This is a genomic window from Prosthecobacter sp. Pr1, assembly GCF_057652315.1.
Genome location: NZ_JBYFBS010000016.1, coordinates 17,650 through 43,513, shown reverse-complemented (window position 1 = coordinate 43,513; position 25,864 = coordinate 17,650). Strand labels below are relative to the sequence as shown.

Annotated in this window: 13 protein-coding genes; 7 read left to right on the top strand and 6 right to left on the bottom strand. The window is 61.2% G+C overall.

Translation table 11 applies throughout. The features are described from left to right. From AC24GY_RS21715 to AC24GY_RS21695, 5 genes are read right to left on the bottom strand one after another with little or no spacing between them, the layout of a single operon-like run. Positions 1 to 1,032: an AAA family ATPase gene (locus AC24GY_RS21715; RefSeq protein WP_487687142.1), complete on the bottom strand. Its 1,032-nt coding sequence runs from the start codon at positions 1,030 to 1,032 to the stop codon at positions 1 to 3. Between the two features lie 18 nt (positions 1,033 to 1,050). Continuing rightward, positions 1,051 to 2,307 (bottom strand): DUF4350 domain-containing protein, encoded by a 1,257-nt coding sequence (locus AC24GY_RS21710; protein WP_487687337.1) that lies wholly within the window; start codon positions 2,305 to 2,307, stop codon positions 1,051 to 1,053. After that, the gene (locus tag AC24GY_RS21705) at positions 2,307 to 3,767 is read right to left on the bottom strand and encodes a hypothetical protein (protein ID WP_487687140.1); all 1,461 of its coding nucleotides are present in this window, start codon (positions 3,765 to 3,767) and stop codon (positions 2,307 to 2,309) included. The genes AC24GY_RS21710 and AC24GY_RS21705 overlap by 1 nt, the downstream gene beginning before the upstream one ends. Then, positions 3,757 to 4,728: a stage II sporulation protein M gene (locus AC24GY_RS21700; protein ID WP_422315294.1), complete on the bottom strand. Its 972-nt coding sequence runs from the start codon at positions 4,726 to 4,728 to the stop codon at positions 3,757 to 3,759. The genes AC24GY_RS21705 and AC24GY_RS21700 overlap by 11 nt, the downstream gene beginning before the upstream one ends. After that, entirely contained in the window at positions 4,725 to 5,492 is a 768-nt protein-coding gene (locus AC24GY_RS21695) for an RDD family protein (protein WP_487687138.1), read from the bottom strand. Before AC24GY_RS21695 ends, AC24GY_RS21700 begins: the two co-directional genes overlap by 4 nt. Positions 5,493 to 5,603: 111 nt before the next feature. Between AC24GY_RS21695 and AC24GY_RS21690 the strand changes: the two genes are divergently transcribed. Then, positions 5,604 to 6,170, top strand: a complete 567-nt coding sequence (locus AC24GY_RS21690; protein WP_487687135.1) for a DUF5362 family protein — start codon at positions 5,604 to 5,606, stop codon at positions 6,168 to 6,170. 2 nt (positions 6,171 to 6,172) lie between these two features. On the opposite strand, the gene hemW is transcribed toward AC24GY_RS21690, so the two are convergent. Further along, complete coding sequence (gene hemW, locus AC24GY_RS21685; RefSeq protein WP_487687132.1) at positions 6,173 to 7,261, bottom strand: radical SAM family heme chaperone HemW; 1,089 nt, start codon at positions 7,259 to 7,261, stop codon at positions 6,173 to 6,175. A gap of 107 nt (positions 7,262 to 7,368) precedes the next feature. On the opposite strand from hemW, the gene AC24GY_RS21680 reads away from it, so the two are divergent. The 6 genes from AC24GY_RS21680 (at position 7,369) to AC24GY_RS21655 (ending at position 25,819) form a co-directional block, all read left to right on the top strand. After that, positions 7,369 to 8,346, top strand: coding sequence for a squalene/phytoene synthase family protein (locus tag AC24GY_RS21680; protein WP_487687130.1), 978 nt, complete (start codon positions 7,369 to 7,371; stop codon positions 8,344 to 8,346). Between the two features lie 591 nt (positions 8,347 to 8,937). Then, a complete protein-coding gene (locus tag AC24GY_RS21675; protein WP_487687127.1) occupies positions 8,938 to 21,696 on the top strand; it encodes a choice-of-anchor tandem repeat GloVer-containing protein in 12,759 nt (4,252 codons plus the stop codon). 743 nt (positions 21,697 to 22,439) lie between these two features. Next, positions 22,440 to 23,300: a type II secretion system minor pseudopilin gene (locus AC24GY_RS21670; protein ID WP_487687124.1), complete on the top strand. Its 861-nt coding sequence runs from the start codon at positions 22,440 to 22,442 to the stop codon at positions 23,298 to 23,300. 5 nt (positions 23,301 to 23,305) lie between these two features. Next, a complete protein-coding gene (locus AC24GY_RS21665) occupies positions 23,306 to 24,517 on the top strand; it encodes a hypothetical protein (RefSeq protein ID WP_487687122.1) in 1,212 nt (403 codons plus the stop codon). Beyond that, positions 24,504 to 25,058 carry a GspMb/PilO family protein gene (locus tag AC24GY_RS21660; protein ID WP_487687120.1) on the top strand — a complete coding sequence of 185 codons (555 nt, stop codon included), beginning with the start codon at positions 24,504 to 24,506 and terminating at the stop codon, positions 25,056 to 25,058. The genes AC24GY_RS21665 and AC24GY_RS21660 overlap by 14 nt, the downstream gene beginning before the upstream one ends. Continuing rightward, positions 25,055 to 25,819, top strand: a complete 765-nt coding sequence (locus AC24GY_RS21655; protein WP_487687117.1) for a hypothetical protein — start codon at positions 25,055 to 25,057, stop codon at positions 25,817 to 25,819. The genes AC24GY_RS21660 and AC24GY_RS21655 overlap by 4 nt, the downstream gene beginning before the upstream one ends. Positions 25,820 to 25,864: the final 45 nt, after the last annotated feature.

Below are 25,864 nucleotides of genomic sequence, written 5' to 3'. Positions count from 1 at the left end.
TCAGACGCGGGGCGCTTCGATGGTCTTGAGCAGCGAGTTCAGCATGTCATCCACGCTCTGGCCGCTGATCGCGATTTCCGGCGCCAGTTGCACACGGTGCCTCAGCACAGGCAGCACCGCGCGTTTCACATCCGCCGGCGTGATGAAACTGCGACCTTCCAGCAGCGCGTACGATTTGGCCACGCGCACCAGACTGATCGCGCCGCGCGTTCCCGCACCGAGCGAGATCGCGCTGTGCTGACGCGTGGCGCGCACGATTTTCACCGCATAGTCCACCACTTGCTCCACCGCCTGCACCGCTGCGGCTTCGTCTTGCGCGGCCAGAATGTCCTGCGGCGTGCAGACCTGCGGCACCTCCGCCGTGGAGAGCCCCCCGCCCGACGCGCGCGATGAAACCGCCTTCACGATCCACGTCTCATTCGCCACATCCGGGTAGTCGATCAGCACCTTGAGCAGGAAGCGGTCGAGCTGCGCCTCCGGCAGCGGATACGTCCCTTCTTGTTCGATGGGATTCTGCGTCGCAAAAGTCATGAACGGCGGCGCCAGCGCGTGGCTCTCGCCATCAATCGTCACCTGCGTTTCCTGCATCACCTCCAGCAGTGATGACTGCGTCTTGGCAGGCGCACGGTTGATTTCATCCGCCAGCAGCAGATTGGCAAACACCGGCCCGCGCCGCACACGAAACGTGCTGCTGCTCATGTCAAACAGCGTGTGCCCGCAGACATCGGAGGGCATCAGATCAGGCGTGAACTGAATGCGGCGAAAACTGCCGCCAAACGTGTGAGACAGAGCCAGCACCAGATGCGTTTTGCCCAAGCCCGGCTTCCCTTCCAGCAGCACATGCCCCCCGGCCAGCAGGGCCGCCAGCACCTGATACAGCACCTCCTCCTGCCCCACAAACACCTGGCTCACCGCCGCATGGATCTTCCGAAAAATCTCCGTGCTCCTCGGCATGGAAGGCGGTGCAAAACCACCGGACGGCGGCGGCACGTAGAGACTGGAGACGTCAGGTTCAGGAAGGATCGGATTCATGGAGTTGTGGGTGATGTTTTAAAGAGCACGGCGGATGGTCTGAAGATCGCGCATGAGAATCACAAATTGGTGGGCGCTGTTCGGCGGCGTCACGTCGAACGCATCGGTCACCCGCTTGACCGGCAGCCCGCTGCGGCGGGAGATCTCCAGGGCGAGCGCGTCGTTCATCTGCCAGCTGCCGTCATCCAGTGATCGCAGCCGCTCTCGCACACGCTCCCACACCGCATCTCGTGCTGAATTCACCAGCAGCGCCACGCGCCGCATGCGCCAGAAGAATTCCCCCAGCGCACCGATGTGGCTGGCAAAATGACGCGTCGAGTCCAGCTCCACCTCCGCCAGCGGCCCAAAGCGCGGCATCTGCTGCCAGAGCCAGAAGCCGAGGCACAACGCCAGAGTGATGACGGCCATCCAGCCATGCTGCCACAGCAGTCCAAAGAAACTGCCCGTGGAGGCCGCGACAAACAGCACCTCCTTGGAGCCGTGCTCCCCGACGAGCGCGGACAGCCAGCGCGCGTGATCGTGGTCTCCGAGCCAGTGATTGCGGAATGGGCGTGCATGAGCCAGCAGCGTGACCATGCCCATCCCATGCCTCAAATGCAGCGCCAGCGCATCGTCCTTGGGCCCGGCGGAAAACTCACCCGGCAGAAGCCTGCGTTTAAGGTTCAGGCTCTGGTAGCCACCGAGATCAAGCTGGTAGGTCCTGCCATTCCATGAAACCTCCTGACGTGACACCTCATTCACTTTTTCCTTCCAGGCCTTTTCCACTTCCCCGTCCTTGGCGCTCTCCTGCCCGCCCGCCTTGCTTTTCAGCAGGTCCTTGACCTCCTCCATCGGGAAGCGCTTCTGCACCCCGACACCAAGCTGTTCCATCACCGGATCCTTCTGCTCTTCCAGCAGCATGGCGGAAATGAATTCGCCAAACTGCGTTTCAAAATCGTTGTACGGACGAGTGCCATCAAGGAAGTAAATGAGGTGCCCGCCGCTGTAGGTCCAGCGCAGCAGCTGCTTCGCCCGCCCTTCAGGCAGCCCCCCTTCGCCAGAGACAAACATCACCGCATCATGCGGCGGCATTTTCCCCAGCGACTTCTCCGCACGGGCCTTGTGCCCCAGTTCATTGAGCAGGCGCTCCGCCGCCAGGAAAGGATTCACCCGCGCCTTGCCCTTGTAGCCCGTGACTCTCTCCACCTCCTCCCAATGACCGCCGCCGCCATCCCCGCAGGCACAGAGAGCCAGCACGACGGCCAGCATCAGCAATCCACGAATGAAGTGCCGCATCACGCCACACCTCCTTTCTCCACAAACGGCCACCACTCGCACAGCGCCCCCATTTCAGCATCTGACACCGGCATCACCGCATACGCCACCTGCACCCACGCGCCCGTCAGCTGGCGGAAGTAGTCGGCCTCCGTTTGATCTCCGGCCTGCAGCACCTGCACCAGGCAGTCCTCCTCCGTGTCACTGTCCGTGATCGGCACCCGGCGGCGGATCACCAGCCACGAAAGCGAACCCCGATACAGCAGACTCAGCGCCTCCTTGAAGTCACCCGCAGCCCATGCCGCACGCGCTGCCGCCACGATGTCCTCCGGCAGGCTCTCGCGCGTGATGTTCATCCCCATCAGCACCTTCGGCGCCCGCACCGGCGCCTTGCTCGCACCACGTGAACTGAACAAATGGCGGTTCTTCACCAGATAAAGGATCAGCCAGCTCACCACCCCAATCACCAGCATCCAAAACAACAGCTGGAACAAGTCAGCGAAAAAATCCATCCCCTGTGCCTTGGCCCTGCCCTCCACCTTGTCTTGGCCCTTGTCCTTCTTTTCATCCTTCACCCATTCCGGAGTTTTAAGCCTGTGAATTTCAAAGTCAGGATCTTGAAGCACCTCCCGTGCGACGATGGCCGGATCCTTCTCGTCAGCCGCCTGCACGGCAGACTGAGCACCACAAATCATCAGCACAGCGATGATCACCGCCACAGTCGCGGAAGTCAGCCGCGCGGCCAGTCGACGAAACGCCAGCTCCACATCCCAGCCTTCAATGCGTGTGCGGCAGTTCAAATACAGCGCAAAACCCGCCCCCACATAAAAGGGCTCCAGCAACGTGACGATGACCATGTGACAGACCGCACCCCACCAGAGAAAAGCATCCGGAATCGTGCTCTCGAAATCAAAGGCTTGAAGCAGCCCGTCCCAGTCAGGCTGCGCGGATTCCGGCAGCAGGCCATACGTCCCCCACATCAGCCCAAGCCAGGCAGCAAGTTCGATGTTGGAAAACGCCAGCGTCATCGAAAGCCCCGAGCTTCCCCCATCCATCGCCAGAGTCTTGATGCGCCTCTTCACCGCCGCACCACGCAGCCCCTCCAGCATCTGCGCCGGCAGCGCAAAGCTGCGGATCATGGACAGCCGCCGCCACAGCAGCGCAGGCAAAAAATTCGTCATCCACAGCCGCGGCCACTGCTTCCAGGTTGCAAGAAAACCGGGCCGCTCGCCAAAGGCGGCACGGCTCAGAAAGAACAGCGGCACACGATCATACAGCGGCTTCAGCCACCACACCGCCAGCGGAATCAGCGCAGGCGATTCACGCAGCAGCACCCCCACCAGCACCCACAGCGGCACTACCGTGCACACCCACAGCAGGAGGATGCGGCCAAAGTCACGCCTCACCATGGCGCAGCCCAGGTCCACAGCCTCCCACGGCTGGCGTGGCCGCAGCGTCACGGTGATGTCCTCAAGCTTCATCCGTCTGCCTCCTTCCGCTGAGCAGGAGAAACGCCGCCACCAGCAGCCAGCACATGCCTCCGGCGGTGAATTTAATCACGAGCGGCAGATCCATCGGCGACCAGAATCCTTCAATCACTGCCGCAATACTCGTCATCACCGCCGCACCCACCAGCAAAGGCAGCGCCTTGCGCCCTGCCAGCACCAGCGCCGTACGCCGCTCCATTCTGCCGGGGCGCAGCACCGACCAGCCCACGCGCATGCCGGCCATTGCCGAAATCACCGCGCCCGTCATCTCTGGCGCACCATGCGCGACCACCCATGAATACAGCGTCAGCGGATTGCCCGAATAATGCACGTATCCAGCCGCCGCACCGAAGAAGAGCGAATTAAACAGCAGGACAAACAACGCACCCACACCACCCAAAATGCCACCTGCAAAGATCTTGAAGTCGATGCTGACATTGTTCCAAATGTAGTGGCAAAACGCCGCAAAGCCGGAGCCGAAGCTTTCACGCACAAAATCAGACGGCTTGCTCGCCTCCCCATACATGCTCTCGATTTGCACCATGGTGTCCGGCCCCAGAAATGACATCGCCCATTCGGGATGTGACGGCGTGATGACGGCGATCAGCACCGCTGGCAGATAAAACAAAGCCGTGCACCACCAGAACAGCTTCCACTCCGCACGCACCGCCTGCGGAAACTCCACCACCAGCAGCCGCGCAAACGCCTCCCATCCCCCGGAGCTGTGGCGCTCCAGCACTCGGTAACTGCGGATCGCCAGCGCATTGAGGTGCTGAGTCAGGCGCTGCGGGCTCATGCGGTGCTGCGCCACGCTCAGATCATGGCACACCTGCCGGAAAGTGGCGGGCAGTTCCTCCACCGCATCCGAAGGGTGTGGCTTCTCCGCTTCTTTCAGCAGCGTCTCCAGCTTCTGCCAGCGTGGCTCGATCTGCTTTTCAAACTGGGCCGGTGTCATGCGCGAAACATGGCTGCTCCTTTCAGCGGTGGCGGACTGCCGCTTTTGTCTTCCGGAGCCTGCAGCCACAGCGCCATGCCGCACAGCCGGCGCAGTCCTTCCACTCCGGTCGCCTCGGTCAGCGGCTGCACCAGCGTGGCCAGTTCGATCCGGCGCTCATCCGCCCACAGCGGCGCACGCTCCAGAAACTGCAGCAGCGCCGCCTGCTCCTCCCGCGTCAGCACCTGCGATGGAGCACGCCTTTCGGCACGAATTTCCACATGCGGCGCGATGGACTGCGGCACCTCCGCATACGTCACCACGGTGTTGGCCACCAGATCACCCAGACGCTGAAACCGCTTCGTAAACAGCATGCACACGACACCCGTGAGATACAGCCCCGGCATGAAATCCACCACACGCAGGAAATTCCTCATCACCGCCTGCGCCACAGACACCGGCCCGCCGGTCACACTCATCACCCGCAGTTTCATGAAACGCTGTCCAGGCGTCGCCCCTTTCGCACCCGCCTCAAAAAACACGTTGTAAAACCACTCCATGAAAAACGCAAACAGCAGGGACAGTCCGCGTGTCATGTCCTCGCCAATCAGTCCTAGCAGCAGCCAGTGCGCACAGATCGCCATCACGATGTCGATGCAGATGCGGATGATGAGGTCGATCAAATAGGCCATGCTGCGCACCGCCGGCCCCGCCACGCGCAGTTGAATCTCCACGCCGTCCGCGAGTTCGACTGTTTGCAAGGTGTCCGCGCGTGCCTCTGCCATGAGCCATCAATGAAGCGGTTTCGTTTGGTTTTGACAACCCGCGAATTATTTTCGTAGAATTTGTAAACGCAGGGTATGGTTCCAGCGCTCATACTCCCACTTTCACCCGCCATGGAATCCCCCCTTTCAAATCCCTACTCCTCCCCGGTCGCCAATCTCTTTGGCTCCGCCACCAGCAGCGCTGCAGAGGCTGTCTCCCCCAGCACGATCGCCCAGCTCGCTGGCACCAAGCCATGGGTGCGGTTCATGTCCGTGATCTTCTGGCTCGCAGGCCTGTTTCTGGTGCTCCTGAGCGGCTTCTACGCCTTGCTCGCCGCCTCCGGCACGTTCAACAACGATTTCAAAAGCAATCCTGCAATCGCGGGCAATCCCGTGTTCGCAAACAATCCCGCGTTCCTTGCTGGCATTCTGATTGGCACATCGGTCTACCTGGGTGTGTTTGCCTTCCTCACCATCTACCCCGCTCTGAAACTTTGGAAGTACGCCAACAGCATCGGCAAACTGATGGCCTCACGCTCCATTGCGGATCTCGATGCTGCTCTGACCGAGCAGCGCCGCTACTGGAAGTTTCACGGCATCATGACCCTCATTGGCATCTGCATGGTCCTCATCGGCATCATCGCCTTCTTCGCTTTGATCTTCACCGCCATCAGTTCGGGCATGAAATTCCCGCGCTGATCTCACCCCATAAGCGCCACCGCGATCGGATCCACCAGCGGCTTGCCCACCCGCGTGAGCCGCACGTGGCCTGCATCATAGCTCAGCAGCCCCTGTTCGCGCAGCGTCTCGAGCATCTTGCGTGACTCGGCATGAACCAATTCCAGCGGCAGTCCGCGTGCAGTGCGCAGCTCCAGGCCAAAGCGCTCCGTGCGCCGCTGTTCTGGCGTGAGTTCCTCCACATCCACCGCCGTTTCTTCACCAGCCAGCGTCATCGCCATGTAGCGCGGCGTGTCCTTCACATTGTTCCAGCGCCTCCCGCCCACCGTCGAAAACGCCCCGGGCCCGATGCCGAGATAATCCTCCCCCAGCCAGTAGGCCTCGTTGTGCACGGATCGATGCCCCGGCTTCGCGTAGTTTGAAATCTCGTAGTGCTCAAACCCGCCGCCCTCCAGCGTGTCGATCGCCAGATTGAAAAACTCCGCATCACGCCCTTCGTCCTCGCGGTACTCCCCTGCTTTGAGCCGGCGGAAAAAATCCGTGTCCTCCTCGTAGTTGAGGTTGTAGGCCGAAATGTGGTCCGGCTGCAGCGAGATCGAATGCTCCAGCGTCTTGCGCCAGGTTTCCACACTCTGCCCGGGAATCGAAAACATCAGATCCAGGTTCAAGCTCGGAAACCCCGCCTCTTTCAGCACCTGCCAGGTCGCTTCTGCATCCGCCCGGGCATGGTCTCGCCCCAGCGTTTTCAGCGTCTCATCGTCCCAGGCCTGAATCCCCAGGCTCACCCGCGTCACCTGCATCTCGCGCATGATCGCTGCTTTTGAGGCCGTCACCGTGCGCGGATTCGCCTCCATGGTGAATTCCGCCACCTCGGACATGTCCACCCGCTCCTGCAGCCCGCGCAGCAGCCGCTCCAGATGCACATCACTCAGCATCGTCGGCGTGCCACCGCCGAAAAAAATCGTCTGCGGCCGCAGCGGCTGCTTTTCCGCCTCCCTCAGCAGCGCATCCACAAACGCCGTCATGTCCGTCCCGCCCGGCGTGTGCTTGTGAAAGCTGCAGTACGGGCAGATGCGGTGGCAGAAAGGAATATGGACGTAGAGATGCTTCACTGGCTGGAATCTAGATGCTGGGGACTGGATGCCAGATGCTAGCAGAGAAAGCTTGCTCCGACATCCAGCATCCAGCATCTAGGATCTAAAATCCAGCATCCAGAACCATGTCCGACGAAACACATCACGAACGCGAACTCGGCGGCCAGCTGCTGGCCGCAGTCTCCCGTTCGTTCTACCTCACGCTCAAAGCGCTGCCCAAGGAGCTGCGCGAGCCCATTTCCCTCGCCTACCTGCTCGCACGCACTGCAGACACCATCGCCGACACCGCCATCGTCAGCGCCTCCGTGCGGCTCGACTGCCTCGAACGCTATCGAGAACTGGTGCGCGGCACCGGCGAAGCCCAGGGCCTGGCAAGCACTCTCACCACCCAGTTCCGCACCAAGCAGAGCGACGCCGCCGAGCGCCGCCTCATGGAAAAATTCGCCGACGGCATCGCCTGGCTGCGCACCATGCAGCCCGTCCCCCTCGCCGCCATCCAGAGCGTCCTGGAGCACATCATCGACGGCCAGATGCTCGACATCCGCCGCTTTCCCGCCGATGGCCGCCTGCGCAGCCTCGCCAGCGCCGAAGAGCTCGACCAGTACGCCTGGCTCGTTGCCGGATGCGTCGGCGAATTCTGGACCCAGCTCTGCGCCACCGAACTCCCCGGCTCGCTCGATCCCACCGTCACCACCGCCCAAATGCAGGAATGGGGCGCACGCATGGGCAAAGGCCTGCAGCTCATCAACATCCTCCGCGACATCGGCGAAGACACCCGCGACGGCCGCTGCTACCTCCCCTGCCAGCCCGAAGACATCCAAACCGAGTGGAGCCTCTGGCTGCAAACCTGCACCGAGCATCTCGAATGCGGCCTGCTCTACGTCCAGCACGTCACCCATGGCAAGCTCCGCTACGCCACCGCCCTGCCCCTGCTCCTCGGCATCCAAACCGTCGCCAAAATGCGCTCCTCCCCCTGGGACAAAGTCCAGCAAGGCATCAAAATCTCCCGCCTCGACGTCGCCAGCATCCTCGCCCAGGCCGCCATCGCCTGCCGCAGCGCCACCGCCATGGAAAAGCTCTACCGCAAGCTCGCACAGGGTTGATCTGATTTAATTCGGGATGCAGCTGCAGGGCCAGCGGTCACTGCCGTGGTATGCCTGGTAGCTGGACGTCCTTGATGATCAGATTTTTGTTGAGCGTGACTGTCAGGCGGTCGCCCTTCCTGACGATGTGGAACGTGCTCCTTTCTCCAATCGGTTTGTCAGCCTTCACCTTGGGAGTCACCCCGGCATGAACTTTGGCGTAAAGCTGTCCGTGTTGGAATAAACACGTTCCTGTCGCATGTCGCCAGCAAGCTATCTAGCCGTCTCGCTTCATCGAGGTCGACGGCCTCGGAAGCGCGCCGATTGCAGTCCTCGGCTCCGGGCCTGAGCCCATGATTTAATGCGCTTCCCTACCTATCTTTATAGTACCTAGAGGAGAATGAATTAAGGATTGAAATGGATTGGTCTGTCCTGCTAGCCTCCATCTTTCCGATGAATTTTCCCCATCAAGGTCGCGTTCGAGCCCGCTCCATAATGCTGAAACACCTGTTTTTATTTATCGGGGTCCTTTTGCCATGTGTTTTGCCGATCCAAGCCATGGCAGCAGGGGTCTGGTCCACGTTGCCTACGGCCCCCTCCGGGGTCGGTTTGATGATGCTTCAGCCGGATGGAAGCCTGCTGATTTTTGATGGCGGGGGCACCACGATTGCCAAACTCACGCCGAATGCCCAGGGAAGCTACACCGCAGGGACATGGACTTCCCTGAAATCCATGTACAATTCCCGGCTTTATTTCTCCTCCCAGGTGCTCAAGGACGGCCGCATTTATGTGGCTGGCGGAGAGTATGGCACCGGCGGATCTGCAGCTGAGGTTTACAATCCACTCACCAACAAGTGGCTCATGACCCCTTCCCCCGGGGTGCGTTTCAGTGATGCCAATTCCGCCATGATTCCTGACGGGCGCGTGCTGAATGCCGTCGTGTCGGTGTCCCGGACCACCAAAATTTACGATCCGGCCACGAACACCTTTACCGCCGGGCCGACCTGTCTCGGCAGCAACAATGAATCCGCCTGGGTTCGCCTGCCAGACGGGAGCGAACTGATGGTGGACATCAACTCCACCAACTCCGAACGCTACATCCCGGCCTCAAACACCTGGATTGCCGATGCGACGGTGCCTGTGTCGCTTTACGATCCCTATGGCTCGGAGACGGGAGGCGCCATGTTGTTGCCCAATGGCAAGGCCTTTTTCATCGGCTCTCTGGGACATTGTGCCATCTACACACCTTCCGGATCAACCGCGAATGGAACCTGGACGATCGCGGCAGACATCCCCGCCTCACAGGGCGCACCTGATGCGCCGTGCGCCATGCTGCCCAATGGCAAAGTGCTCGCGGCAGTGTCTCCGGTGCCGACTTCAGCTCAGCACTTCCCCTCGCCCACATCCTTTTATGAATACGATTATACGAACAATACGTGGACGGTCGTGCCCACCCCGGGCGGTTCACAAAACCATGCTTCTTATTATGGCACCATGCTCATGCTGCCGGACGGCACCTGCTTGTATTCAAATTTTAGCTCCACCATTTACCGCTACACCCCGGACGGCACTCCGATCACGGCGGGCAAACCGGTGATCTCATCCGTCTCGCAAAATGCAGACGGCACCTTCCACATTGTCGGCACCCAGTTGAACGGCTGGTCCGAAGGCTCGAGCTACGGCGATGACAATCAGAATGCGACGAACTACCCCATCGTGCGTCTGACCTCTGGCTCGTCGGTGTACTACGCTCGCAGCTTCAACTGGAACAACAACGGCGTCGTGACCGGGGCGCTGCCAGTGACGACTGAGTTCACCGTGCCGGGCTCCGTGCCAAACGGCGCTTACAATCTCGTGGTGGTCGCCAATGGCATCAGCTCAGACCCGGTTTCTTTCACCCTCAATCCCATTGCCATCACACTCCCTGCCAGCGTCACGGAAAATGGTGTGGCTGGTTCCGGCACCGTGACTCTCCCCACGGCCGCAGCCGCAGACACCGTTGTCTCCCTGAGCTCGGCCAACACTGCGAAGGTGACGGTTCCCGCTTCAGTCACGGTGCTGGCCGGACAGACATCAGCGACGTTTGACATCACTCCGGGCAACGATGCGGTCCTCTCCGGCAATCAAGCCATTGGCATCTCCGCCGTGGCTTCGGGGTATCAGTCAGGCTTTGCCAATTTGATTGTCATTGATGACGACACGGCCGTGATCTCAATCTCGCCCTCAGCCACCTTTGCTTCAACGGGCGGCACCGGCGGCCCCTTCACGCCCGCTTCAAACGTCTACACGATCTCCAACACCGGCAACACGAGCGTGACATGGTCGGGGGCCATCACTAAATCGTGGCTGACGCTGTCACCTACCAGCGGCACCATCCCGGGCGGAGGCAATGCCACCGTCACGCTGACGATCAACTCCGCTGCCAATTCGCTCGCCACAGGCAGCTACTCCGACACGATCACTTTCACCAACACCTTGACTGGAGACGGCTCCACCACCCGTGCCGTGTCGCTGTCAGTGGCTGGCACACCGGCCATGTCCGTGACATCAGGGGCTCTGGCCTCGACGGGTGGGGCGGGCGGCGCCTTTGCGCCTTCCAGCGCCCTCTTCACCATTCAGAATCCTGGCACTGCTTCCATGAGCTGGACGGCGGCCAAAACAGCCTCCTGGCTGACCCTTTCGTCCACCAGCGGTACGGTCGCTGCGGGATCAACGGCAAACGTCACCGCATCGATCAACACGACATCGGCCAATGCGCTCTCTGCCGGAGCTTACAGCGACACCATCACCTTCACCAATACCAGCAACGGCAATGGCAACACCACCCGCTCGGCTTCGCTGCTGGTGCAGGCCAAGGTCAGCTCGCAGGCGCTCTCCACCAATCCGGGCTGGAGCACCCAGGGCGAGTGGACCTACGGCGTGCCGACGGGCAGCGGTGGGCCGCCCAATGGATTTGCAGATCCCACCGCTGGCAAAACCGGCAGCAATGTCTATGGCGTCAATCTGTCCGGCAATTACTCCACCACTCCGGGCGGCCCGTTTTATCTGACAACGACCGCCTTCAACTGCACCACATCCACCCAGACCAAGTTGAAATTTCAACGCTGGTTGAACACGGACGTCCAGCCTCTGGCTTACGCAACGGTGGAGGTTTCCAACAACGGATCCACGTGGACCCAGGTCTATGCCAATGACACGGGCGCAGTGACCGACTCCGCATGGCAGGCGGTGACCTATGACATCTCGGCAGTGGCAGATCATCAGGCCACGGTCTATGTGCGCTGGGGTTACCAGGTGGAGGCTGGCGCGCTCGCCTACTCCGGCTGGAACATTGATGACGTGGATATTTTGGGCAACGCCAATCGATTGGCGCCCTCTGCGACCGCGCAGAGCAAGTCCCTCGCATTCGGAGCCACTCAAGCCATCACCCTGGCCGGCACGGACGCCAACTCGCCCACTGGCGCGCCGCTCAGCTTCACGGTCTCCACCCCTCCTTCGCACGGCACTCTCTCCGGCATTCCTCCCAGCGTGAGTTACACCCCCGCGCTGGGCTACTCAGGCACGGACAATTTTGCCTTCACCGCCACCAACCTCTATGGCATCACCAGTTCTCCTGCCACCGTCAACCTGACGATTGCGGCCGGCCCGCCGGTGGCAACGCCGAAATCGGTCACCGTCGCTCCTGACACACCGACGGCGGTTACGCTGACGGGCACCGATCCCAACATCCCTGCTCTGCCGCTCACTTTCTCGACCACCTCTTCTCCCGCTCACGGCACCCTCTCCGGCACCGCACCCAATCTGACCTACACGCCTGCCGCCGGCTATACGGGCCCGGATTCATTCACCTTCACCGTGAACAATGGCGTCGCCACCAGTCCTGCCGCGACGGTTTCCATCACTGTCGGCATCGTGAACATCGTGGAGACGCTCAGTTCCAAGGCGAACATCGTTGGCAACAAGCCCCTCTCCACACTCGTCCTGGGTGCCGATGGTGCGCTCTACGGCACCTGCCAGACCGGCGGCCTCAACAATCAGGGGTCAGTGTTCAAAATCACCACCGCCGGAGTGGTCACCACCTTGGTGAATTTCTACGGTGTCAACGGTGCCGCACCGCAGGCGGGCCTCTGCCTCGGCAGCGATGGCAATTTCTACGGCACCACCACCGCTGGCGGAGCCAACAATCTGGGCACCATCTTCAAAATGACCCCGGCAGGCGTGCTCACCACCCTCGTCAGCCTCAGCTCGGCTAGTCCAAACATGGGCTCCGTGCCAAAAGCGCCGCTGGTGCAGGCTTCCGACGGGAACTTTTATGGTTCGACCACGGCTTCAGGAGCATCCACCAATGGCACCCTGTTCCGCGTGACCCCCGCTGGCGTGCTCACCGTCCTCAACAACTTCACCGGCACCACGGGAGCGGTGCTCGGCTCAAACTGTCAGGCGGCGATGATTCAAGGCAGCGATGGCAATCTCTACGGCGTCACCGGCGGTGGCGGTGCGGGTGGCTTTGGCACCTTGTTCAAAATGACGACCAGCGGCACCTTCACAACCCTCGTTGCCTTTACTGGAACCACCGGTGTGGCAATCGGATCCACCCCGCTGGGTGCGCTGGTGCAGGGCTCGGACGGCACGCTCTATGGCACCACATCCACCAGCGGCGCGAATGCCAACGGCACCATCTTCAAATGCACCACCGCAGGCGTGCTGACCACGCTGCAAAGTTTCACCGGGGCCTCCGGCCTCGTGATCGGCGGCACCTGTGTTTCACCGCTGGTGTTCGCGGCCGATGGCGTGACGCTCTACGGCACCGCCTCGGCCGGAACGACGTATGGCTCTCTCTTCACCATCACCACGGCGGGTGTGTTTACCAACCTCAAGTCATTTGCCTCCACGGACGGGCCGTCAACTCCGATCGGTGGCATGACGTTCGTAAGCGCAGACGGCAATTTCTACGGCACCCTTTCTGGCAACGCCGCCAACGTCGGCGCGACACGCGGAGGTGTGTTCAAGCTGATCCCAAACCCCGGCGTTTTCAGCATCCTGGCATCCTTCCAGTTGATGCCGCCCACCTATCGCAACCTCATCAAACACAGCGACAACAACCTCTACGCCACCACGACGCAGGGAGGCACCAATCAATACGGCAGCGTCATCAAGTTCGTGACCCCGAGCACGCTGACCACACTGACCAGTTTCTCCGGCTCTTCAGGCGCCACCAATCCCAACACTCTCATTGTCGGCACCGACAATAATTTGTACGGCACCAATCCCACCGGCATCATCAGCACCAACGGTTCAGCGTTCAAGCTCACCACGGCCGGCTCGCTGACCACTCTGGCGACCTTCGGCGGAACCTCCGGCATTCAGGGCTCTGCCCCCAGTGCGCATCTCACTCCAGGCGGGGACGGCAACTACTACGGTGTCACCTCCGGTGGCGGCACCAACAGCTCTGGCGTCGTTTTCAAATTGACTCCCACCGGAACCTATACCGCACTCGGAGTCTTCTCCGGCACCACGGGCGCCCTGCTCGGCTCATCTCCACAAACCCGCCTCGTGCTCGCGCCTGATGGCAATCTCTACGGCACCACTTCGGGTGGGGGCGCTGGAGGCTTTGGCACGATTTTCCGTGTCAATGTCGCAACCGGTGCCGTGACCTCACTCATCGCCTTCACCGGCACGACCGGGGCCGTGCTGGGCAGCAGCCCCAATACCAACCTCGTTCTCGGCAGTGATGGCGTTCTCTACGGCACGACGACCGGCGGCGGCACCGGCAGTTCCGGCACTGTCTATTCATTCACGACGGCTGGCGTTCTGACCACCCTGGTGAACTTCACCGGCACTGCAGGCGCGGCACCTGGCTCCACTCCCGCCTCAAACCTCGTCTTTGGCAGCGATGGCATTTTGTACGGCACCACCACGGGCGGCGGCGTCAGCGGTGCGGGCACCGTTTATTCCTGCACCAAAGCCGGAGTCTTCACCTCGCTCGTCGCCTTTACCGGCGCGACGGGCACGATGCCGGGCAGTTCTCCCTCCTCCATGCTGCTGCAGGCACCCGACGGTTGGTTCTACGGCACCACCGGCTTTTCCGCTGCTTACTCCATGGGAACGGTCTACCGTGTCCATCCCAGCGGCATGGCACAGTCCTTGTATGCTTTTGGTTCAAGTGCGGACGGCGGTGTGGCCACAGCCTCCGGCAGCTTGTCTCTGGACTACCGCCTCGTGCTCGGTGCGGACGGTTATCTTTATGGCGCCAATGCAGGTGCCATCTACCGGGTGCACCAGCAGCCTGCGGTTCAAGATCTGCCAGATGCCATCGTCAGCTCCAGCACCAGCGCCACCCTCACGGCCAGTGTGATTCCAAACCTCGACTCGGCGACAGCCTATTTCGAGTGGGGTCTCTCCACCAGCTATGGCACGCAGTCGGCCGGACAGAACCTCGCCGCAGGCACCACCGCCATGGATGTGAGCGCAAGCCTCAGCGGCCTCATTGGTGGACAAATCTACCACTACCGGCTGGTCACCATCACCGCCCAGGGCACTTATTACTCCCAGGATCAAACCTTTGCCACCCAGGGCCCTCCCATCGTGATCACCGGTTCATGGACCGGCACCGCTCAAAACGGCATCACCGTGGACGGTTACATTAATCCTCTCGGCAGTCTGACCAACTACTGGTTCGAATACGGCGAAACCACCGCCTACGATGACTTCACCGTGCCACAGGTCATGGAGAGCGTACCCATCACTCTCGATCCCGAGACCGAGCCCGATGGCCCGCAAAACCTCTCCAGCGGCGTCGCGATGCTGCCTGTCTCCGTGACCATTGGTGAAGGCATCACCCCAGGCACGGTCTTCCACATCCGCCTGGTGGCTCAAAACAGTTTTGGCATCACCTATGGGGACGATCAGGTCATCACCACCCTCACCCCTCAGCCCACCGCCATCGTCGAACCCACGTTCCATTATGTCGTGACCGGCACATCGCCACAGAGTGGTCTCACCCTGGCCAATGACGGCTACTTCTACGGCACGACGAGCACAGGTGGCTCCATCAATGTCGGGACCGCCTTCAAGATGTCCCAGGGCGGCACCATGACAAAGCTCACAGACTTCTACGGTACCGCCAACAGTGGCGTCGATGGCAACGGCCCTCAGGGGGCGCTCATTCAAGGCCCCGATGGCAATCTTTACGGCACCACAAACACCGGCGGCACCACAAATTCAGGCACCATTTTCAGACTGACTCCGGATGGCACACGCACCACCCTGGTGAACTTCACCGGCAGCTCCGGTGTGGCGCTCGGTTCCGGTTCAGTCTCCAAGCTGACCCTCGGTCTCGATGGCAACTTCTACGGCACCACCACCGCAGGCGGCACATCAAGCGGCAACGGCACCGTCTTCATGATGACACCCGCAGGTGTGCTGACCACGCTGGTCAATTTCACCGGCACCTCAGGCGCTAATCTGGGAACAAGTCCGCGCGGACTCTTGCTGGCCAATGACGGCAACTTCTACGGCGTCACCAACTCGGGCGGCTCAGGCGGCGGAAATGGCACCATCTTCAAGATGACGCCTGCAGGGGTGCTGACGACTTTGGTGAACTTCACCGGCGCCACCGGAGCCGCGCTGGGCACCGGCCCCAATTGCACGCTCGTTCAAGGCATCGACGGCAATCTCTACGGCACCACCGCGACCGGGGGCACCTTGAATCTCGGCACAGTCTTTGTCTGCACTCCCACCGGCACCTTCACCACCCTCGTGCAGTTCTCAGGCACAGTGGCTCCGGCCTTGGGATCCAGCCCCAAAGGCGCGCTGGTTCAGCTGAGCGACGGAAATTTTTACGGCACCACGACCGCCGGCGGCACCGCAGGTGGCAATGGCACTTTCTTCCAGATGACTCCAGCCGGGGTGCTCACCACTTTGGTCAATTTCACCGGCACCACCGGCACCGCACCGGGCACCGCACCGCAGGGGTCATTGGTGGCCGGAGTGGATGGCACTCTCTACGGTGCCACCAGCAGTGGCGGCCTGTTCAATCAAGGCACCCTGTTCAAAGTCTCCACCATTGGCTTGCTGACCACCTTGGTGAACTTGAACTCGCCACCCGTTTTCAGCAAACTCGTGCAGGGAAGCGAGGGCACCTTCTTTGGCACCACCACTGGCGGCGGCACGGCTCTTGGCTACGGCACCTTCTTCAATGCTTCCATTGACGGTGCCCCTGCCATCCTTTCCCAGCTCCCTCCGGTCTCCGGCACCAGCGCCATCACATCCCGCGGCGGCTTGCTCCTCGGCAGTGACGGATTCTTCTACGGCACCAGTTCCGCTGGCGGCGCCACCAACTTCGGCTCTGTTTTCAAGGCAAGTCAGTCAGGCGTGGTGACCACGCTGCTCAACTTCACCGGCAGCACCGGCACGGCCCCGGGCTCCAGCCCGCAGGCGGCGTTGATCCAGGGTTCAGACGGCAAGTACTGGGGGACGACCAATTCGGGGGGCAGCTCGTCCAACTTCGGCCAGGTTTTCACCATCACCTCGGCGGGCCTGATGACCCAGGCGGCGGTTTTCACCGGCACCACCGGCTCAGTGCTCGGCTCCAATCCTCAGGGCCCCCTGCTGCTGGCCAACGACGGCAACCACTACGGCACGACCACCACAGGCGGCACCGGCGGCGGTCTGGGCACCGTCTTCAAGATCACGCCTGCGGGTGCCTTCACCAACCTCGTCAACTTTAACAACGTTATTGGCGGTGTGCTGGGTTCCAGCCCTCTCGGTGCCATGGTTCAGGGACCTGACAACGCACTCTATGGCGTGACCAGCACCGGCGGCACGGCGAACCTGGGAACCGTTTTCAAAGTGACCTTGGCAGGTGGGTTCACCAACCTCGCCAGCTTCACCGGCACCACCGGAGCCCTGCTCGGCTCCACACCGAGCAACGGCCTCTTCGTCGGACCCGACGGTCATTTCTACGGCGTGACGTCCAGCGGCGGTCTTTACAACCAGGGCACCCTCTTCCGGGTCGGCACAGATGGCAGCGTGCAGAGCTTGTATTCGTTCACCGGCCGTCACGACGGCATCGCAGCGGCCAATGGTCTGCTGAATGCAAATGACGGCTATCTCTACGGCCAGACCAGCTCCGGCATTTTCCGCGTCCATCCCACACCTGCCGCACTCGCGCTGCCCGCCACCAATGTGCTCGCCTACAGCGCCACCTTGAACGGCTCGATCGTTGGCGAGGAATACTCTGGCACCACCTGCTTCGAATATGGACTGACCACCAGCTACGGCACCACCACCACACCTCAAGCTTTCAGCGCGGGGAACACCCAGCTTGCCAGGGCGGCAGGCATCGTCGTGCAGCCCTTCCTCACTTATCACTGCCGCATGGTTGCAGTGACCTCGGGCGGTGTGTTCCCAGGTCCGGACCGCTCTTTCTCCACCTCCAATACGGGTACCTTCAACAGCGCAAGTGATGTGCCCGTCACCATCGACAGCTTCAGCGCCAGCGGCCTGCCCCTGACCCTCACTCTCGGCTTCGCTCCGGCAAATGGCACTGTCTTGAAACTCGTCAACAACACCGGCAGCAGCCCCATCAGCGGCACCTTCGCCAGCCTGCCGGAAGGCAGCGCCGTCACCGCGACGTTCAATGCCCAGTCCTATCTCTTCCAGATCAGCTACATCGGCGGCGATGGCAATGACATCACCCTCACCGCCACGACCCAGGTCATCGCCTTCCCCACTGTCGGCCTGAAGCGCACCACGGATGCCGCCTTCGCGCTCGGCGCCACTTCCACCAGCGGTCTGACCGTCAATTATCAAATCGTGGCCGGCTCCGCTTCAGCGACGCTCGCAGGCAGCACCGTCTCCCTCACCGGCACCCCGGGTGTGGTCACCGTCAAAGCCACGCAGACCGGCAACGGCGGGAGTATCGGTGCTGCCCTGCCAGTGTATCAATCCTTCATCGTCCAGACAGCGCCCGGCTTTGTGCAGCTCAGCAGCAGCAAGGCCAATGACTTCACGCTCGGCATCCGCAGTGATGGCACGCTCTGGGCTTGGGGCATCAACTCAAACGGACAGCTCGGCGATACCACCACCTCCTCCCGGCGCACGCCGGTTCAGGTCGGCACTGCCACCAACTGGTCCAGCGTAAGCTGCGGCACCTCCCATGTCGTGGCCCTCCGCAGTGATGGCACGATGTACGCCTGGGGCCTGAACACCAGCGGACAGGTCGGCGACTCGTCGTTCTCTCAACGCTCCAGCCCCGTTCAGATCGGCACCCTGGCACAGCTCGGCGTCACCAAGGTTTGGTCCCTCGTCTCTGCCGGAGCCACCCACACCGTGGCTGTGGCAAACGATGGCACTCTCTGGGCCTGGGGTGGCAACTCCAACGGCCAGGTCGGCCAGAACAGCACCCTCACCACCACCTATTCCACCCCCACTCGCATCGGCACGGCCTCCACCTGGTCCATCAGCGGCCAGACCTTGAGCGCGGGCGGCGACTTCACCTTCGCCATCGACACCCTTGGCAAACTCTGGGCCTGGGGTCTCAACACCAACAACCAGCTCGGCGACGGTTCTGCCACCACACGACTGGCCCCCGTCCAAATCGGTACCGGCACCACCTGGCAAAGCGTCGCCGCCCATTCGAACGGCGGCTTTGCGACGCTGACCACCGGCACGCTCAATGCGTGGGGACTTAACTCAAGTGGACAAGTCGGGGACAACACGCTGACTCAGCGCTCCGCCCCGGTCGTGATCAGCGGCACAACGGACTGGTCCGGAGCCACTCTCGCCGCTGGCAGCAGTCACTGCATCGTGAGAAAAACGAATGGAACGCTGTGGACCTGGGGCGCCAACACGCTGGGTCAGCTCGGCCAGGGTTTCGCAGACAACGCGGCCCGCGCCAACACTCCCCTCCAGGTTGGTACCGCGTCCAATTGGGCGGCCGTTACTGGCGGTGTGAGCGTCTCCCACGCCGCGACCTCGGATGGTTCGGTTTACAGCTGGGGCACCAACACCAATAACATACACGGCGTGGTCATGCGTTCGCTCCTGCCGCTCTCGCAGCAGTTGGGCGCGGTCTCCAGCGCGGTGGGCAGCACCAACAATACCTACTTCATCAGACCGGACGGCACCCTCTGGGGCATCGGTGGCAATTCCTCGGGACAGCTGGGTCTCGGCGCGACCGATTCCAGCCAGCATCCGACTCCGGTGCAAATGGGCACGGGCTTCACCTGGCTCAGCGTTTCCTCCGCCAACAGCTCCATGCATGCCATTCGCAGCGACCACACCCTTTGGGCCTGCGGCAACAACGGCAGCGGCCAGCTCGGTGACGGCACCATTACCACCCGCTCGTCGCTGATCCAGATCGGCACGGATGCGGACTGGAACTTCATCTTTGACGCCAACAACTGCACCTATGCCATCAAGACCAACGGTACGCTCTGGGCCTGGGGCGCGAACGGTCTCAGCCAGCTGGGTGACGGCACCACCACTCAGCGCAACTTCCCCATCCAGATCGGCACCGACACCAACTGGCGCATGGTCGCTGGCTCCGCGAGCTCCTCGACCTCCTTCGCCGCAGGTTTGAAAACCGACGGCTCGCTCTTCACCTGGGGCAGCAACTCCAACGGCCAGCTCGGCAACGGCACCACCACCACCGTCGTTCGGCCCACGCAAGTCGGCGTCGCCACGGACTGGGCCACGCTCGCCGCTGGCAACACGCATGTCCTCGCACTCAAAACCAATCACACCCTCTGGGCCTGGGGATTGAACAGTAACGCTCAGCTGGGGGATGGCACCCTCACGCAGCGCACGTCACCGCTTCAAATCGGCACTGCCACCAACTGGGCCAGCATTGCCGCCGGGACGGCACACTCGCTGGCCACCACCAGTGATGGCAGCCTTTATGCCTGGGGCAGCAATGCGGTGGGTCAGCTTGGCAATGGCACGGTCACCACCAACTTCAGCCCGGCGCGTATCGGTACCGGCACCCTGTGGAGCACCCTGCCCGCGCAGGCCTTTGCGACCCACAGCCTGATTTTTGCCATCGACCGCACCCTCTGGACTGCTGGCCAGAACTCCTCCGGTCAAAGCGCCTTTGCGGGACGTAATCTCTGGGTGCCGACCCTCGCTGTGCCAGGCCTGAACTCCCCCCAAAGCCTCACCTTCACGCCGCCATCCACGGTGACCGTTGGCAACACCATCACCCTCAGCACCACAACGACCAGCGTCCTGCCCTCCAGCTACATCGTCACCGGGCCCGCCACTCTGGTGGGCGATCAGCTCACCGTAAACTCCGCCGGCACCGTCTGCGTCATCGCCTATCAGCCCGGGGACAGTGCGTGGCAGTCGTCCGACATCAGCCATGTCCTCATCAATGCCACTGCGCCAGATGTCACCACTCTCGCCGCCACCTCAGTCGGCACCACCACCGCCACGCTCAACGCCATTGTCAATCCAGACGGCACCACCAGCACCGCGCAGTTCAAATACGGCACAACCACCAGCTACGGCACCAATGTGGCCTTCGCTCTCAATGGTGATCACGACGTCGTCCCGCAAAACATGACCACCACCCTCACCGGCCTCACCCCTGGCACAACCTACCATTTCCTCGCCGCTGCCACCAGCACACTAGGCACCACCAATGGTGACGACGTGGTCTTCACCACGCTCAGCACCAACGCCGATCTTGCCTCCCTCTCCTTTGCCGGAGGCACCCTCACGCCTGCCTTCGCCCCAGCCACCACCAGCTATGCTTCGGAAGTTTCCAACGCCACTTCCAGCATCACCCTCACCCCCGTGGTGGCGGAGGCGCATGCCAGCTTCACCGTAAATGGCGCTGCCAGTCCAACCCTCCCTCTGACGGTCGGCACCAACCCTCTGGCCATCCTCGTGACTGCGCAGGATGGAGTCACCACCAAGACCTACACACTCACGGTCACCCGTCGCACCCCCTATCAAGACTGGGTCCTGACCACCGGGATCGCAAACGGCAGCTCAGGCGCGCAGCAAGACAGCGATGGCGATGGTATTCCCAACCTCCTCGAATGGGCCTTCGGTACCAATCCAACCCAGCGCTCGTCCGGCATCCTCAGCGTCACGGGTGGCGCGCTCTCCAAGCGCGGCACCCCGGGCGTTCTGATCTCCGGCCCCGATCATCTGGCTGTCTTTGGACGTCGGATGGACTACCTCTCCGCCGGACTCGTTTATACCGTCGAGTTCAGCGCCAATCTCACCTTCTGGCAGCCTTCCACGGACACCCCCGTGTCCATTGGCAACGATGGAGAAATGGAAGCGGTGACCGTGCCCTACCCAGCGCAGATCAATGGCCAGGACGCACGCTTCTTCCGTGTGAAAGTCATCACTCAATGAACGAGCCTTTCGGCAGCGAAGGGCTGCCGCCCGTCCTGCAAATCCCGTAGAACGAATAACGAAGCGATAGCGCGTGCTTCCCAGGAAGTGCTGCCTTATAAACGCGCCAGCCCCATCCGGGAAGTAAACCGTGCCCCCGTTTGCGCACGCGCTGACCAGCTGCGTTGCCCATTCAGGAGGAACTTTCCAGGAGCTTGCGCTCGGTCTTCGTCTGCCGGGCAATGCGTTGAGGAGTTTCTTAAGATAAGACCTAGGTTTTTCTTTGCTCCGTCAAAAGCGTCGTCAGGGCATGAACAATCCGCAGCCGCAAGTGTCAAAAACGTTGAATGTGAAGAACTCATGGCATGGCTTCCCAAAATAGGAAGGTTCAAAAACCGAGCTGCGAAGCCCGCCGAAGGAGGAACATGCCCTGATTTTATGGCTCCAGATAGACTGTTACGTCCCGCGCTATGGGTTGTATCGGAGGTGCATTTCATGATTGCAGCTTTCCAAGGTCCCGATAGCATCTAGCTTTTGTGTTAGTCATATGCGATAATGCCCCCCTTGAAGCCCCTCCGGACGGTAATGATGACCCAAAATCATCCGTGCGAAAAATCCACCAATCCGCATGCATTATTAAAGCTCAAAACCACAACTCGCAATTGGTGACGTACCATCTTCAAAACCGCCGCACTCCGACAAGCGCCGGCTCGGTCTTGCTGGCTGTGTTGTGCCTGGTGGCAATGCTCTCGTTTTTAATCATCATGGCAGTGTCCGTTTCACAGCAGCATGGCGAAATGCAGCAGGCAAGATACGGCATGATACGCGCCCGCCAGCTTGCGGAAATGGGAGTGGCTGTGGCAGCCCATCCTCAAATCAGGGTTGGGGATCCACTGCTGCGGCGGAGTGTTTCCGGCGTGGAGCGCTTTGAAGTCCTGCTTGGCACCGAAGAATCCCGGTTGAATCTCAATGCATTGCTCACGGACCAGCATCTTCCCGTTCTCGAGCGGATGTTGAAATCTTGGGGTATCTCGGCGGCCGATGCTCAGGGCATCGTGGCAACGCTGATGGACTGGACGGACGCCGACGATTTGAAACGTAGGCCGGACAGTGCGGAAAAGCTGGATTACGATCATCTTGGATATTCAGACCGGCCGTTTAATCGCAAATTCAGCAGCCTCAATGAAGTGGATCTGGTGGCACGTGCAGACGAAATCCAGGCGGCAAGACCAGACTGGCGCTCCTTTTTCACGCTCCGGGGCACCGGCCAGTTGGATGTGAACATGGCCTCTGCCGAAGTGCTGGCTGCGGCGACAGGAGCTTCACTGGAGAATGCCAGCCGGCTGGTGCAGCTGCGCAATGGTCCGGATGGTCTGCAGCAGACCGAGGATGACCAGCCGCTCCAAAGTCTGAATGAGGCACTCTCGCTGCTTGGCATTGTCGGACAACAGGGTGCGGACATTACCCCCTTGCTCACGCTTCAAGGAGCAACACTGCGCATTGAAAGCATCGGCACCGCAGGAGATTCACGCTGCGGCATCGCGGTCATCATGAACAAGAATGGCGGCGTGCCACGCATCGCCGAGTGGCGCGAATTTCCCGTGGAAGGAGCACATCGGCTTTGAAATTTATGACTTTTCAACGTCCATCGCAGCAGTCACTCAGCTTTCCGGGAGAGGAATCTCGTGAAGCATGGCAGTGCGGCGCCGATGGTGTTTGGATGCCCGTAGAGCATGCTGCCCACGACGGTCTGATGGGGATCGAGGCACTCGCCTTTGACAGCGCACCCTTCTGGTCTCTGACTCAGGAGGCACTCAATGAAACGGTGGATCTTCGCTGGGAAGGTCTGGGGATGAAAAACGAAAGCGGTTCGCGCCTGTGGCTCAACTGGCCGGTGCTGCAAAAGGGCAGGCAGGCTCTGGTGGGCACTCTGGCGCTGGCCGAGGAATTTTCCGACTGGGAACAGTGCGTTCATGGCCGGTTTGAGCCCAGCGTCCGCATGCTCCCGCTGCCTGACAATGGCATAGCCCTGTGGAAGGAGCTGGGCCGCCATGTCGTGGCCTTCACCCATGAAGCTAAACTGCTGCATCTTGGAGTGCTGACGGCTCGCAGTCTGGATGTGGACGCGGCCTTTGAAATTCGTGACATGTGCGCCACGTTGCAAACACACGGCTTCATCAACTTTGCTCAGGTGGACACCATCCACGTGTGGACGCACTGTGAAACCGATTTCGCCCCGCAGCTCGCCTGCCTGTTTGAAGCTGCCTCCATCCTCAAGGAGAAGCGTCCTGACCCGCGCCCTCCTGCGGAGTCCAGCGGCCTGCTTCCGGTACAGGTGGCCGTGCGGCGGCAGCAGCAAAAGCGCCGCCAGAGCCAGATGCTCATCCTGGCCGCCGCAGCACTGGTTTATCTCTGCTTTTTCGGTGCCTGGTGGCTGCGCTTGCAATGGCGCACATCGCAGTTGGATCATGCGGATGTCGTCATGAGCAACGCTCAGCCGGAAATCGATCTCGTGCGCGAGGCGCAGAACCGCTGGCAGGAGATGGAGGCCGCGATCAATCCGGATTTGTATCCGGTGGAGCTGTTTCATCAGATCGTCTCGCTGCTCCCTCCGGAAGGCATCCGGCTGAAGGAATTTCAGATCGACGGCGACAGGCTCATCGTCAGTGGTGAGGCCACGACGGTAAATCAGGCGATCGCCTTCAAAAGCCAGCTGGCCGCGTGCATACCACTCCAGCGCTATACCTGGAATATCCCTTTCCCGACCATTCGTGAAGACAATCGCGCGGAATTTCGCGCCGAAGGAAGATTCAATGGAGGACTTGTGAATGAAGGCCAGTGAACTCAGGCTGCTCATGATTCTTGGCGTGCTCGCCGCACTGTGCGGTGGTGCTCTCCTGTCACAGCGTCTCCTGCGCAAGCAGCATGCGATTGAACGGCGTGAACAAGCCCTCGAACTGCGGCAGATGGAAATGCAGTCGATGCTCACCGAAGTCGAAATGTGGAGGCAGCGCCTGAACTGGCTGCAGGAGACGCAGCCGGCGATGACCAGTGAAAACCAGGCCAGTGAGCAACTGCTCGAAACGCTGCTGGCCACTGCCGCCACAAACGGACTGACAGTGCAGAAGAAACAGCTGCATGAGCCGGTGACCGCAGCCTTTTACCGTGAGGTGGGAGTCACGCTTACCATCAGAGGTCCGCTGCCTTCCGTTTTCCGCTGGATGCACGGCCTGCTTGCTCCCGCATCTTTCAGGGTGGTCCCCCAGGTGAAGATCACGCCGGATGCCGCCAATCCGGCAGACGTCGTTGCCATCCTGCACATCAGCCAGCTTCATGCACCCGCCGTGGCGCAGGAACCATCCCCGGAGGGTGCTGGCTCATGAAACCTGGAGGCCTGATGATCCTTCTGCTGCTGATGGCCTTCCGGGCATACGCGCAGCAGGAAGCACTGATCTTCCAGCCGCCCGTCCCTCATGACGTGCAACGCTACGAGGCTGGCTGGAACAAGAATCCGTTCACCTTGAAAACAGTGGCTCCCGTCGCGGAGCAAGCCTCCTTCGCAGCAGATCTCACCATCGGCACCTACTTTGGCGACTCTGCCGATCCCACGATCATCATCGTCAATACGAAAACGAACGAACGCACCAGCCTCAGGCAGGGCCAGCCAGCTTCCAACGGCATGAAGCTCAGCAGTGTCAAATTGGGTGCCAGTCGCAAGGACCTGGTGGCCCAAGTCACGCTCGGCACGGAAACAGCCGCCATCCGTTACAACGACAGCTACGTCAAACAGATGGCCGCCGCCGAGACGACCAAGGCTCCTTCAATGCAGCCGTCCCATCAGCAGCCCGGCACCCAGTTGAAATTTCCGACACCACAAAATCCCTCTCAGCCAGGCAGGGGCTCTGCTCCGGGTGCCGCTCCAGCCAACGCACCGGCCACCGCGCAGGCGAATACTCCCGTAAATCTAGGCCGGCCAGGCTTCGTTCCGCCTCCAGGCACACTTCCAGGCACCCTCAATGCGGTAAATCCGCCCCCCTCCTCACCGCTTGTGTCACAATCTGCTGTTATGCAAGGCTCTCCCCCTGTTCCAGTACGCCGCAGGCTGATTAGCCCGTCTCTCAATTCCCCAGTCATCTCGCAGTAATCATCTGCCTCCGCCTCCCCCATGAAATTTTTCTGCAAATTGGTT

Excerpts from the sequence above, each read along its gene's own strand:
- AC24GY_RS21655 (WP_487687117.1), top strand. The coding sequence starts at position 25,055 with ATGAAACCTGGAGGCCTGATGATCCTTCTGCTGCTGATGGCCTTCCGG.
- AC24GY_RS21695 (WP_487687138.1), bottom strand. The coding sequence starts at position 5,492 with ATGGCAGAGGCACGCGCGGACACCTTGCAAACAGTCGAACTCGCGGAC.
- AC24GY_RS21705 (WP_487687140.1), bottom strand. The coding sequence starts at position 3,767 with ATGAAGCTTGAGGACATCACCGTGACGCTGCGGCCACGCCAGCCGTGG.
- AC24GY_RS21700 (WP_422315294.1), bottom strand. The coding sequence starts at position 4,728 with ATGACACCGGCCCAGTTTGAAAAGCAGATCGAGCCACGCTGGCAGAAG.
- AC24GY_RS21690 (WP_487687135.1), top strand. The coding sequence starts at position 5,604 with ATGGAATCCCCCCTTTCAAATCCCTACTCCTCCCCGGTCGCCAATCTC.
- AC24GY_RS21660 (WP_487687120.1), top strand. The coding sequence starts at position 24,504 with ATGAAGGCCAGTGAACTCAGGCTGCTCATGATTCTTGGCGTGCTCGCC.
- AC24GY_RS21675 (WP_487687127.1), top strand. The coding sequence starts at position 8,938 with ATGATGCTTCAGCCGGATGGAAGCCTGCTGATTTTTGATGGCGGGGGC.
- AC24GY_RS21715 (WP_487687142.1), bottom strand. The coding sequence starts at position 1,032 with ATGAATCCGATCCTTCCTGAACCTGACGTCTCCAGTCTCTACGTGCCG.
- AC24GY_RS21680 (WP_487687130.1), top strand. The coding sequence starts at position 7,369 with ATGTCCGACGAAACACATCACGAACGCGAACTCGGCGGCCAGCTGCTG.
- AC24GY_RS21670 (WP_487687124.1), top strand. The coding sequence starts at position 22,440 with ATGGCAGTGTCCGTTTCACAGCAGCATGGCGAAATGCAGCAGGCAAGA.
- AC24GY_RS21665 (WP_487687122.1), top strand. The coding sequence starts at position 23,306 with ATGACTTTTCAACGTCCATCGCAGCAGTCACTCAGCTTTCCGGGAGAG.
- AC24GY_RS21710 (WP_487687337.1), bottom strand. The coding sequence starts at position 2,307 with ATGCGGCACTTCATTCGTGGATTGCTGATGCTGGCCGTCGTGCTGGCT.